Source organism: Calothrix sp. NIES-3974 (assembly GCF_002368395.1).
In the GTDB taxonomy this organism is placed as follows: Bacteria; Cyanobacteriota; Cyanobacteriia; order Cyanobacteriales; family Nostocaceae; genus NIES-3974.
In genome coordinates, this window is the sequence record NZ_AP018254.1 from 5,144,401 (window position 1) to 5,157,410 (window position 13,010).

General features: G+C 39.8%; 8 protein-coding genes and 1 riboswitch. Of the genes, 6 read left to right on the forward strand and 2 right to left on the reverse strand.

All coding sequences use genetic code 11. The features are described 5' to 3' along the window. Positions 1-83 precede the first annotated feature (83 nt). Complete coding sequence (locus CDC37_RS20545) at positions 84-1,028, forward strand: glycosyltransferase (protein ID WP_096624648.1); 945 nt, start codon at positions 84-86, stop codon at positions 1,026-1,028. After that, the gene (locus CDC37_RS20550; protein ID WP_096624650.1) at positions 982-2,130 is read left to right on the forward strand and encodes a glycosyltransferase family 4 protein; all 1,149 of its coding nucleotides are present in this window, start codon (positions 982-984) and stop codon (positions 2,128-2,130) included. Before CDC37_RS20545 ends, CDC37_RS20550 begins: the two co-directional genes overlap by 47 nt. 562 nt (positions 2,131-2,692) lie before the next feature. Here CDC37_RS20550 and CDC37_RS20555 read toward each other — a convergent pair. Further along, positions 2,693-3,094 carry an ArsR/SmtB family transcription factor gene (locus CDC37_RS20555; RefSeq protein ID WP_096624652.1) on the reverse strand — a complete coding sequence of 134 codons (402 nt, stop codon included), beginning with the start codon at positions 3,092-3,094 and terminating at the stop codon, positions 2,693-2,695. A gap of 128 nt (positions 3,095-3,222) precedes the next feature. Here CDC37_RS20555 and CDC37_RS20560 point away from each other — a divergent pair, with 128 nt between their 5' ends. The 4 genes from CDC37_RS20560 (at position 3,223) to CDC37_RS20575 (ending at position 10,859) form a co-directional block, all read left to right on the forward strand. After that, positions 3,223-5,379: a heavy metal translocating P-type ATPase gene (locus CDC37_RS20560; RefSeq protein WP_096624654.1), complete on the forward strand. Its 2,157-nt coding sequence runs from the start codon at positions 3,223-3,225 to the stop codon at positions 5,377-5,379. Between the two features lie 678 nt (positions 5,380-6,057). Next, positions 6,058-6,207, forward strand: a riboswitch (cobalamin riboswitch). 21 nt (positions 6,208-6,228) lie between these two features. Further along, positions 6,229-8,391: a TonB-dependent receptor plug domain-containing protein gene (locus CDC37_RS20565; protein WP_231943132.1), complete on the forward strand. Its 2,163-nt coding sequence runs from the start codon at positions 6,229-6,231 to the stop codon at positions 8,389-8,391. Between the two features lie 247 nt (positions 8,392-8,638). After that, positions 8,639-9,538, forward strand: a complete 900-nt coding sequence (locus CDC37_RS20570; protein ID WP_096624656.1) for a (2Fe-2S) ferredoxin domain-containing protein — start codon at positions 8,639-8,641, stop codon at positions 9,536-9,538. A gap of 97 nt (positions 9,539-9,635) precedes the next feature. Beyond that, a complete protein-coding gene (locus tag CDC37_RS20575; protein ID WP_231943506.1) occupies positions 9,636-10,859 on the forward strand; it encodes an ABC transporter substrate-binding protein in 1,224 nt (407 codons plus the stop codon). A 213-nt stretch (positions 10,860-11,072) separates the two neighbouring features. Here the strand turns inward: CDC37_RS20575 and CDC37_RS20580 are convergent, their stop codons facing one another. Beyond that, positions 11,073-12,518, reverse strand: coding sequence for a glycoside hydrolase 100 family protein (locus tag CDC37_RS20580; protein WP_096624660.1), 1,446 nt, complete (start codon positions 12,516-12,518; stop codon positions 11,073-11,075). Positions 12,519-13,010 lie beyond the last annotated feature (492 nt).

Sequence of the window (13,010 nt, forward strand, 5' to 3'; positions counted from 1 at the left end):
GAAGTGTTTTTTTTGATAAATCTAAGTAATAAAACATCATCTTGCTAAAAACCTGACTTCTGAAAATAAATCCAAAAGCCAAAATGGTATCAGTTATTATTCCCGTCTACAATGGTGAAAAGACTATTCAAGCAACCATAGCATCAGTCCAACAACAAACCTTTAATGATATTGAAATTATTATTATCAACGACGGTTCCACTGATAAAACTGTAGAAATTATTCACCAAATTCAAGATAAACGAATTAAAATATTTCACTACGAGAATGCTGGACTTTCTGCAAGTCGTAATCGAGGAATTACCCAAGCAAGTAGTGATTTAGTCGCGTTTATCGATGCTGACGACCTATGGATACCAGATAAACTTGCTAGTCAATTACAAGCTTTAGAAAACCATCCGGATGCGGATATAGCCTATAGTTGGACAGATTATATTGATGCTGCTGGTAACTTTCATAAATCCGGTCGTCGAATTAATGCTAACGGAAACATTTATCAGCAATTACTCCTGGGAAATATCCTGGAAAATGGTTCTAATCCCTTAATTCGTAAATGGGTTTTTGAGCAAGTAGGTGGTTTTGATGAATCCCTGACAGCAGCAGAAGATTGGGATATGTACCTCCGATTAGCAGCAAATTATCAATTTGTTTGTACGCAAAAAGTCGGGGTTTTATATCGAGTTACTGCTAACTCCATGTCTACTAATCTCATCCATCAAGAACAAGCTTCTGTAACTGTGATTAATCGCGCATTTAATCATCCTGTTGCTATGCAACTACAATCATTAAAAAAACAGTCTCTAGCCAATATATATAAATACCTACTATTTCGTTGTCTAGAAATTGAGCCAAAACATCGAGACGGAAAGCTTGCAGGGAAATATCTCTGGCAGTTTATCAAACATGACGTGGATAGACATCAACAAATACGAATCATCCTGATTGCTTTTTTACAAATCCTATTTCCCCAAATATACTCCTATGGCAAACATCTTATTAACCGGAAATCCCCATATTATGGGGTTTAACTCACCCCGTCATTCCCAACATTACCTCATCAAGACAACAGCAATTAATAAATTCGCCAAAATCTGGCGACCCCTAGAAGGATTAGCCCTGTGGAAATATAATCCAGAAAAATACGATTTAATTCATTCTTTTAATGCTATCCCCATCACCAATCAACCCCTAATTATCACCACCGAATCTTTTCTTCCTCGAACCCTAGGAACTGGTGGAGAAATTTTTAAAAACATCCTACGTCAGCGATTAATTCGCAGTAATTGCCACAAAATTATTGCCATGTCAGAATATGCAATTATCAAATTCAAAAAACAAAATGAAGATTGGCGGTTTCTCGAAAATATCTTGGAGAAAACAGAAATAATTTTTCCGAATGTGCCTATTCGAGCTACACAACCCAAGCAGTACCAACCAGGTACACAACTTCAGGTAATCTTTGTTGGTAATCACGTTGCTCGTAAGGGTGGTATTGTCGCATTACGGACAGCAAAAAAAGCTTTAAAATTTGGCTTACCGATTCAATTTCATATTGCATCCCGATTGGTTTGTGGAAATGATATGTATATGGATGCCAAAAATCCAGATAGATATAAACCGGATTTGGAATTATTAAAATTAGAAAACGTCACCTGTCATGGATTTATCAAAAATCAACAAGTATTGGAATTATTATCCCAAAGTCACATCCAACTTTTAGCTTCCCTAGATGATACCTTTGGTTTTAGTGTGATTGAGGGATTTGCAGCAGCAACACCAGCAATTACAACGAATGTGTGTGCTTTACCGGAGTTTGTCCATCACCATGAAAATGGGTTTGTACTCGATTTGGAGTTAAACGCGTATCGTAATTGGATACACCGTTATGGGGATGATTATCGAGATTGGGTAAGTGATGCTAAACGCGCTACAGATGAGTATTGGCAAATTCTAGATTCTACCTATGAATATCTGGCTGATTTAACTTTGGAATATTTACAATCTTTAATTGATAATCCGCAGTTGTATGGGAAATTAAGTACGGGTGCTTTAAATCAAGCGGTGAATCATCACAACGCCGTCACCACTGGGAAGCGTTTAGATTGTCTGTACTCACAAATATTGATCTAAAGGTAATATCAGTTGATATTGAAGTTTTAAATCCACATTGTACGATGCCCGGTTAAACACTTGTCATTACTGAGGAAGTGAAAAAAATCCCACAGTCCTTGCGATCGCTTGAGACAGATCAAATCCTGTATTTCTCACGAGTGATAAGGGTTGAGCTATGGGTTGTTTTTCCTACTACTCCCTATTCCCTGAAAGTTTTAGGGGTTTGTGAGAAATCCGGGAAATGACTCAAAGCTTTGCTAAATATGCATTAATTCGATGCAGTTTCAGAGAAACCCTACCCAGACATGATTTCGATGCTGTCAGGTTCTCCTTACCCCAACTAAACCCAAAAAAATGTTCATCCCTACTGCCTCAAATATGACCCAATGATAGGTAAATTGTTTAGTTTCTTTACCTCAAAAGCTTACAGTAAGCGGCTTTGCAAATTCTCGTGATTATCATTCTCATACAATAGGGTATATTAGTCCCTTGAAGCCACATTTTTATCCTAACAGAAGTTCCCCTTATCAGTCAACCTCTCAAAATCTGAAACAGGAACATTCCCCAGTTTCGTTATTATTTACCAGCTAGGCTCCTGTAGGTGTTCTAAAACTTCTTTGTAAAGGTGAATAATGTGGTCGTCAGCTAGACCGTAATATACATTGCGCCCTTCTCGTCGATATTTGACTAAACGTTGCGATCGCAAAATTCGTAGCTGATGGGAAACCGCAGACTCACTGACTTGCACTACTGCAGCCAAGTCACAAACACAGAGTTCTCGATGGGCCAATGCAGACAGCAAACGCAGACGGTTGGGGTCAGCCAATGCATTAAAAAACTCCGCCATCTGTTGAGCCTGATTTACAGATATTATTTCTGGTTGCACCTGACGCACCTGCTCCAGATGAACAAGATAATCGTCGCAACTGGGGGTATCTTCGTGGTGCAGAGACTGGGATGTTGAAGGGGAGGTTTTGCTCATAAAGACTGGTTTTTATTGGGCAATGATTATTATTTTAACATTCAAAATATCTGAATATATGTTCAGATATTTTATGGTTTGTGTTATAGTTGGGAGGAGTTCTCCTTTGAGCACCAAACAAAACCCCTATGAATCAAACCCCATCACTCAAAACTCAGCAGATGCAAATCGGTGGTATGGATTGTGCCAGTTGTGCAGCCAAGATTGAATCCACCCTGGAGCGGTTATCGGGTGTAGTTGAGGTATCAGTGAGTGTTGCAACTGAACGGTTAACGGTTTCCTATGATCCGCAACAGGTGACAGAGGTAGAGATTAAAAAGCGAGTGGTGGGTTTGGGGTATAGTGTCGTCATTGAAGAACCGGAATCGAGCCGAAAAGAAGCATGGGATGAACAGGACCCCCATCATGGGCATAGCCATAGTGCAGGGGGATTAAACCTCAAAGCAGAAATTCTTCTAGTGCTGTTAGTTATTACTCTTGTAGCAGGAGGAATAATATGTAAGCAGGCTCTACAGCAAACTCCCTACCACATAGGGGAATATATCGTCTTCATTCCAGCCTATCTGTTAAGCGGTTGGACTGTATTAAAGACGGCTGGACGCAATATCCTCAGAGGAAAATTCTTTGACGAAAACTTTTTGATGACGATAGCAACCCTGGGAGCGATCGCCATTCACCAATTGGCGGAAGCAGTCGCTGTGATGCTGTTTTATCGCATAGGGGAGCTATTCCAGGACTATTCCGTGGGGCGATCGCGCCATTCGATTCAGACACTGTTAGAAGTTCGTCCTGACACTGCCAATTTACAGGTGAATGGTTCGGTCAAGCTGGTTTCTCCAGTAGCAGTTAATGTTGGAGATATTATTCTAGTTAAACCGGGAGAAAAAGTTCCCCTTGATGGGGAGGTTCTAGAGGGGAATTCCCAAGTAGATACCTCTGCATTAACGGGGGAATCGGTTCCACGCATCGTCAAGACTGGGGAAACCGTCCTCGCAGGTATGATTAACCGGACGGGATTACTTACCCTACGAGTGACAAAACCATTTGCAGAGTCGTCCATCGCCAAAATTCTGGATTTGGTGGAAAATGCAACCAGCAAAAAGGCTGCAACAGAGAAGTTTATCACTCGTCTTTCTGGCTACTACACACCAGTTGTCGTTGTTATCTCCCTAGCAGTTGCTCTCATCCCCCCCTTATTGATTCCCGCTGCAACACACTCAGAATGGGTTTACCGCGCCTTAATCCTGCTTGTTATTTCCTGTCCTTGTGGGTTAGTCATCAGTATTCCCCTCGGTTACTTTGGGGGTGTGGGTGGAGCAGCCAAGCGAGGCATTCTTGTTAAAGGTGCAACCTTTCTCGATGCTCTGACTGATGTGAGAACCGTGGTGTTTGATAAAACTGGAACTCTCACCCAAGGTGTTTTTCAGGTGAGACAGATTGTGACAAAGAATGGGTTTTCCCCATCCCAACTGCTGAGTTTTGCCGCCAAAGCGGAATCTCACTCTAGTCATCCGATTGCCCAGTCAATTCGAGAGGCATATGGTCAGCCCATCGATGATGCAGAGGTGAGGGATTACGAAGAGATTGCAGGTTATGGTATTCGAGCGAAAGTGGATGGTCAAACCATTCTTGCTGGCAATGATCATCTTTTACATCGGGAAAACATTGACCACGATACCTGTGAGGTGGAAGGAACCGTTGTTCACCTTGCTGTTGATCAAGAGTATGCAGGCTATATTCTCATTGCTGATGTAATTAAAGATGACGCAGCTTCAGCGATTCGTGAACTCAAGCGGGTTGGAGTTGAACAAACAATCATGCTGACGGGAGATAACCACGTTATTGCTCAGAGGGTTGCGGAACAATTGGGTTTAGATGGCTACAGATCGGAATTGTTACCGGAAGGTAAAGTGGAAATAATTGAGCAGTTATTGAGTTGTTCGGGTAAAAGCAAGGTTGTATTCGTCGGCGATGGTATTAATGATGCACCCGTGATTGCCAGAGCCGATATTGGTATGGCAATGGGTGGGTTAGGTTCCGATGCTGCCATTGAGACTGCTGATGTTGTCATTATGACCGATTCCCCTTCTAAAGTTGCGGAAGCTATTGAGGTTGCCAGAAAAACCCGCAAAATCGTCATTCAAAATATTGTCTTCGCGATGGCGGTGAAGGGATTATTTATCATCCTCGGTATATTTGGGGTCGCAACCCTTTGGGAAGCAGTGTTTGCCGATGTTGGTGTCGCACTTTTGGCTATTTTCAACGCGACACGAGCTTTGAAGTAGGTGAATTATGTAGGGTCTGCGGAATAAGTCTTTTAGTAGGGGTAGGGAATGGGGAGTGGGTAGAGATGACCCGTCGGGTCGTCTCTACAGGGAGAGACGCGATATATCGTGTCTGTACTTTTAAACTAATAATTCCACTTTTCAAAAGACCCAAAAAAATTACAAATGCCAGATTTTGAAGTTTTATATACCCGTGTATTTGCACTTTTTTTCAGCCAAAGTAGCCTCAACAGTTGACGATACCTAAAGTCTAACTATTTTTCAGCAAGCCCTATGTAGCAATACCGTTTAGTTAAGGAATAAACAGGAACGAGATTATGCTTAGTAATAAGGCTTTTCGGCATCACTTTCTGAAAAAGAATACTCACGTTAAGTAAAAATTACGGTGTTATTTTCTCTCAATTCCGTAAAAAGCGCAAAAAACACGGCTTTTTATCAACTTACTTCATCTCCAAAAGTATAATTAATGACTTCCAGGAAAGTTGCAAGATATTTATCAACAAAATCCCCTTAACTGCGATCGCTGTGACAGCAGATAAATATATAATGATAATCATTCCACTTGTGATTGTGAGGTGTGTAGATATGCAACTTCTGGAAGAGAAGGGAAAATCCATAGCGATCGCAAAAATTGTGAATTGATACTAATTACTATTTACTTTTACCTGGCATGCATCATATACTACGACGACAATTGGTTCTGATGGGGAGCAGCCATCAGACGTAAGGGGGAAAGTTCAGTGAAAATCTGGCACTGTCCCGCAGCTGTAAACTCATGATTAACCACGATTGAGTAAGTCAGAATGCCCGCCAATGGTGACAAAAAATACAAATATCTGCGAGGTACAGATGAGAAATATTTCTTTAAATTCTCCGTGGGGGATAGGGTTTACTGCATCAATTTTGCTAGTAATCCTGGGGAATTGCAGCGTTACCGCTTCAGAACTACAGCAAATTTCCGATTTACCCCAGTATCAAGGAGTTGCCAAGGATTTAGAAATCACTTCTGAAACAGGTTTACATGTAAATCATCCAGGAATCGAAATTACTGAACATCATCTGATTGCACAATCAGAATCAGACACAGACATAGAACTCACCGTCATCGATAAACTACTCAACGAACCAGTTTATTCCCCCTTTCGTCGCGAAGGGACAGTGAAGGATTCCAGTCGTCCCATCTACGTGATCACTGGTGAACAGATGGAAGCACAGGGAGTGAGGACGGTTCGGGAAGCAATGAAATTTCTACCCGGAATTCTGGGGGATGGGACAGTGGGGACGGAACCCAATGCACTCAGTGGTCAGTTTATTCGCGGTTCTAATACTGGTCAGGTGTTGATATTGTTGGATGGAAGACCAATTAACAATGCTGGGAGTGGAGGTTTTGACCTATCGGAATTCACAACGAATCATATTGAACGGGTGGAGGTATTACCGGGAGGAGGTTCCACCTTATTTGGTTCCGACGCGATTGGGGGAGTGATTAATATTATTACCCGTCGTCCGACGGAGCAGATGACGACAACAACCACTGTGAATATTGGTTCCTATGGGTTGAATCAACAAATTATTCAAAGCAGTGGAAAGAGTGGCAATATCGGTTGGGTAGTTGGATATAATCGCAGTCAAGGGGAATATAATTATCCCTTTTCGATTCCGGAGGCTGATTTTAGTGGAGTCAGGAAAAATAATGATTTTATTTACAACAATCTCAACCTGAAACTCGAAGCTGATTTAGATCAACGTAATACCCTAACTTTATCAAGTTTGTACTTAGGAAAAGTCCAAGGTGTTCCTGGGGGAGTACCCATTCCCCAACCCCAATTTGGACAGGGATTTTTTAATTCCTTAACGGATAATAATCGCAAGTACACCGACCAATTTCTCACAGACTTGACATGGAACTCCAAATTAGGGGGAGGAGACGATTCTTTGTTAACAGCGAGGGTATATGCAGATTTTCTCGATACCCGTTTTGATAACCGTAGCGGAGCAGTTACAACTCATCAAAGATTTGCCACCCAACAACAATCCTACGGGATTCAAACTACCCATAGTTGGAAGTTTGCTCAAAATCAAGCTTTAGTTTATGGCTTTGATTTCCGAAATGTGAATGTGAAAAATAGTATTTTTCGCTATGCTGCGAATACGAATACTATTAACTATGACAATAACATTGGTCAAGGCGCACTTTTTGCTCGATACGATGTTAATCTGAGTCCCCAATTGAATCTGAATTTTGGTTTGAGACAGGATTTTAGTAGTTTAGTCAATGGGTCAGTGACATCACCTTCCATTGGTACAAAATGGAATATTAGTGATTCTACAACTTTCAGGGCAAACTATATCCGTAACTTTCGTGTGCCGACCATTGCTAATCTATTTAATAATAATCCCACAAATATTGGTAATCCGAATTTAAAACCGGAACGGGGAAATAGTTTTGATATGGGGATTGACCAGAAGTTAGGTAATTTTGGTTTATTACGACTGACTTTTTTCCATAATAGTGTTTCGGACACAATTGCCTTTAAACGGTTAATACCCCCGGTGAATGGGAATACAGGAACCTGGGAAAATATTGGCTTAGTAGAGACAACAGGAATTGAAGGGTCTTTAAATTTACAACTTGCCAAAAACATCTATACATTTGTGAATTATACTGCTAATGACCCACGTATTCGTAAAAGTGCTAATCCCGCAGAGGTGGGTAAAGAATTACGATTTGCAGGTGCAGATAAATTAAATTTTGGAGTTTCCTATGAAAATCCGAATGGATGGTATTTTGGCTTGTTGATGAATTCCCTAGGTAAATATCCAACTAACAACACCAACACAGAATTTTTAGCTGGATATACTACCTTTGATTTCAAAATGCGAGTACCTATCAATGATAAACTCACAGTGACAGGGAGTTTAGATAACATCTTGAATCAACGTTATCAGTTATTCCCTGGTTTTCCCGATGCGGGGAGAGTATTTCAAATCGGTGTGAATGCAAGTTTTTAAAAACCCATAAACCCGTAGAGACGCGATATACCGCGTCTCCAATTTCCCGAATCATTATCATGATAATAGTTAATTTTCGCATATTCCCGATTTAGAGGTGCTGTCATCTAAATTTATCAATCTGAGAGTCCATGAATAATGAATCCATCGTCATACACACAAACATCTTCGGATTCAGATATATAATTTAGCCAAGTCCAGTCATACAAGATTCCTCAAAACCCAAAAAATCAAATCTCAAACTACCATGACTAACTTTAATCCTTGGGTGACACCCTTAAACCAGAAGCTCATAGAAACAACAGGAAATGGTTGGCAAATCGAATATGAATTTTTTGACTGTCAAAGTGATATTCTTGCTTGTTTAACTTATACTTTATTTCAGGAAAATTGGCAACACATCGGCTTAGGACATATTGAACAGGGCAGTGTTTTAGAATTGGAGTTTCAGGAAGCGCCAAAAAAATGTGTGTTGTACGATGGGTATTTAACAGTGATTGCGCAAGAATGGCATTTTCATTTATGTATTGAGGAAACTATCGGTGGACCAAATGGGGAAACTCCCCCAGAGTTAAGAAAACACAGATTAATTAGTAAAGCTGCTTTTTATCGTCGTATTAATCCTGAAGGAGAACCGAGAAGTTGGGGAATTCAATTTTGGAATGGTGCTGGGGAAAAGGGGATGACTATATTTTTTCCTAATCCCTATGTGGAGGAGGAAAATTTACTTCCTGAAGGGAAAGCAAATTGGGATAAATTAAAGCTGTATAATGAATTGCGGGAAATTTATGTATTAGGTCAAAAGCCAATTCCATTTACAAAAAACCCTTTTAAATGTCCTTATATTGCTGTGTGTACTTCGGGAAGGTGCTATCCATCCCGTAAATGGCAACCGACTTTTGCAGCTTTAAAATCAGCAGTGGAAAAAGCAGACTTGGATGTAGAAGTGAGAACAACTGGTTGTTTACAGGTTTGTAAATTGGGTCCAGTAGTGTTTTATTCTGAAGATAAAACTTGGTACAGTTTGGTGCAACCAAAGGTAGCTGAACAAATTGTTCAAGAACATCTGGTGGAGGGGAAAAAAGTGATTTCCCATGTTTATCCACCTGGGAATGGGGAATTAGAAACAGTTAGTAGTCAGGATTAGTAGTCACAGCAATTTGAAAAAAATGCGACGGATAATTTTTTCTGTAGAGACGCAATATATTGTGTCTCATGTTATTGGATATATTGCGTCTCATATTATTGATAGATTATTTAATAGTATTCACTGGCGATTTTTATATCAGGTGTTGCTAGTTGCTATTTTAGTAATTGGTTGTCAAAATTTTCAACCCAGAGAACCACAGGTTTCTCCAACATCTGATATCGCAGCTAAAAATTGTGTGACTAATTATCATCCAGAGCAAGATTACTTCCCAAATAAAGTCTCTGTGAAATATGCTCAAGGATTTGCAGTGGAGTATCGCAATAATTATAAAATAGTCACTGTCAAAAAGCCTTGGCAAAAAGCTAATCAAGATTTTCAATATATCCTAGTGCAGTGTGGTACACCTACACCAGAAGGTTTTCCACAAGCACAAAAAATTAATATTCCCGTGAATTCGATTGTCACCCTGTCAACTACCCATTTACCCCATTTAGCGAGTTTAGATGTGGTGGATAAGTTAGTAGGTGTGAGTGATACAAATCGAGTCAACACTCCCCAGGTGGTAGAAAAGATAAAAACAGGTAAAGTTGCAAGTGTGGGGAATAATAGTAATTTAAATATTGAGAAAATTCTCGAATTAAATCCCGATTTAGTCACTACCTATGGAACTGGAAATGCACAAACGGATAGCCATCCTAAACTATTAGAAGCTGGATTAAAAGTGGTGATTAATGCTGAATATATGGAAAACTCTCCCTTGGGGAGAAGTGAATGGTTGAAGTTTACGGCTTTATTTTTTCATCAAGAAAAACGAGCAGAGGAAATTTTTAAGAGGATAAGTGAAAGATATCAAGAGATAGCAAAAAAAGCGAAAGCAGTGAAAAATCGTCCCAGGGTGTTTACAGGATTTAATTTTAAAGGAACTTGGTATGTACCGGGATGTAAAAGTTATGTGGCACAATATTTAGCAGACGCGGGTGCGGATTTATTATGTATTGAAAATGTGGATGGTAGTGTTCCCCTTTCTTTTGAAGAGGTGTTTGACCGTGCTGCAAATGCAGATTACTGGTTAAATGTTAGTCAAAATTGGCAGAGCATTAAAGATATTTTGACGGAGGATAAACGCTATGGGGATTTTCAGGCAGTGAAGTTGGGAAATGTTTATAATAATAATTTGCGGTTAAATGAAGGTGGGGGAAATGATTATTGGGAGAGCGGGATTAGTAATCCAGATGTGGTGTTGGCTGATTTAATTAGGATTTTGCATCCGGATATTTTACCACAACATCAATTATTTTATTATCAAAAGTTACAGTGAGTAAAGGGGTGGTAATTAGAAAATGTTCATCTTGATTCCGATGCATATTTATATTTAATGTTTGATGATTGGGGATGGTTCTTTGCTTATCGTCGTGTGTTCAATTTACTCCTGCATCCTCTATTCTTGAATTCTACCGTATACACTTCTCCAACAAAAAACCCTACCATAACTGATAGGGAAAATAACACAAAAACCAAATATCGAAATTAACTAAAACATTGTCGTATCATAACTATTAATTTCAAACTCACAGGCACGGGAAACCAATTCTTGGGGTAACTCCTCAAAGCTGACCAACGGTAAATAGGCAGGATTAGCAATAATTTCCTTCGCTAGCAAAAATCCAGCAATTGTCCACGTTTGATTAGCACGAGCTTGTTTGCCGATTAATCGCCCTTTCTTCCCATCATAATACTCTGGCCAACTATCGGCGTGCAAGCGCTCCTCAGCCAATTCTATCGCCTTCTGGGCTAAATAAGTTTTCTTAGTCTTCAATGCTGCTGCCGCCAACATCCACAATAATACAGGCCAACTACCACCATTGTGATAAGACCAGGGAATATTTTTCGGATCACAACCGGTGACGATTCGATATTCCTCCCCTTCTAAAGCAGGGAAACATATCTTCATCGGCATATCTCCAACTAAATGTTCCCATCGCTCTTCAATCAGGTTCATAATTCTGGTTGATTGCTCTTCGGTGGCAAGTTCGGAAATAATTGCCATTAGATTACCCAAGGAAAAGAAACGTGTATCCATTTGCGACGGACCAACATTCCCAGCCAAGAAACCACCATTGGTCGGCAACCACTTGTCCAGTTCGTAGTAGGGTAAGGAATCGGCATAAATATTAAATAAATTCACGGCGGTTTTACCATATTCTTCACCTTTGAAGCGATAAATCGCATTTAGACGATTCAGGTCAATCCAGTAATGTTGGCGAATATGGGCACATAGTAATGGTAAACGGTTGTCGATAGCCGCGATAATACTTTGATTGCCTTCACAGATTAATAGTTCCCGTGCAGCCCGCAATGCGGCATAAAATAGGGATTGAATTTCCAATGGATGACCATAAATCCCCATCCGTCGGTCAATCATACAAGCACCGTCTGGAACCAGTAGAGTCGGATACATATCAAACCGGTTTCTCAGACATAATTCCATGATGAGGCGAATACCATTTTGAAATTCCGGATGGTAAGCAAAACAATAATCCTTAGTCGCAACTACGTAAGCACGTAATAAAATCAACCACCATAAACAGGAATCTACTGGAGTTACGCGAGCGATCGCATGTTCACCAAAATCAGCTTCCAAGTATTCTTCCCCATGATGGGAGACTACCTTAAAGCTCGCTGGCATTAAACCTCGTGCGGGTTGATAGGCATCAAGTTGGTATTCTTTGGGCTGCAATTTTAGGGTTTCTTCCAGGAAATTACGGACTATCTCCGTCTGACCTTTAATCAAAAATAGTAACGCCGAGGAGACAAAATCCCGCACAAATACTTGGTCGTAATTTAGGGCTTCAGTGGAATTATCATACGCTGCGACCGTACCAATCGGACGACCTTGATAGTAAATAATAGATTTTTCTAATGCTGACCATGCTTCAGCTTCAATACGCTGACTTTTGGCTAATTTATGTAGCTGCATCGCGAAAATAACTCCATTCTATGATAATTTGATTTTTTAATAGATGCACCGTGGGATATTACTATCTGTTGTTGATCTTAACAATTGCTAACTATTTATTAACCTGCCAAAATTACCTTTGATTTCTCAAAAGTCCTAGCAACCGATAGTCATAAAATTTAGTCAGAAAGCTATCCCTTCCATTCAAACATCCCTTAGTAATTAACCCTTCAGGAAATCTGACACAGAATCGAACAGACTTCTCACCAAATCTAACCACTAGCTAATTTCAAGTTTAGAGATTGGCTGGTTTTTTTATTTTAACAATTGTTAATAATTAATTAATCTCGTATAAACACTGATCCAGCTATTTGTGCTAGTATCTTCAAAAATATTTATACTGAAATTAATCCATATCTAATCAATTTACACTGTAAATAATTTGCATATCTTGACTTTATGAGTTCTTTAAATGAATAGGTTTTAAATTAAGTCATGGAAGCTAACAAAAGG